This window comes from Sporosarcina koreensis (genome assembly GCF_001531445.1).
In the GTDB taxonomy this organism is placed as follows: Bacteria; Bacillota; Bacilli; order Bacillales_A; family Planococcaceae; genus Sporosarcina; species Sporosarcina koreensis_C.
In genome coordinates this window covers 1-243 of record NZ_LQYA01000370.1, presented here as the reverse complement: position 1 = coordinate 243, position 243 = coordinate 1, and the positions used below count along the sequence as shown (strand labels likewise).

Here is a 243-nt window from a genome sequence, read left to right as displayed (position 1 = left end):
GGGTAGCTTTTATCCGTTGAGCGATGGCCCTTCCATGCGGAACCACCGGATCACTAAGCCCGTCTTTCGACCCTGCTCGACTTGTAAGTCTCGCAGTCAAGCTCCCTTATGCCTTTGCACTCTACGAATGATGTCCAACCATTCTGAGGGAACCTTTGGGCGCCTCCGTTACACTTTAGGAGGCGACCGCCCCAGTCAAACTGCCCACCTGACACTGTCTCCTGCCCGGATCACGGGCAAGGG

Annotated in this window: 1 rRNA gene; it reads right to left on the bottom strand. The window is 56.8% G+C overall.

The annotated features are described in order from the left end of the window. A 23S ribosomal RNA gene (locus tag AWV70_RS22450) occupies nucleotides 1-243 on the bottom strand; the annotation flags it as partial.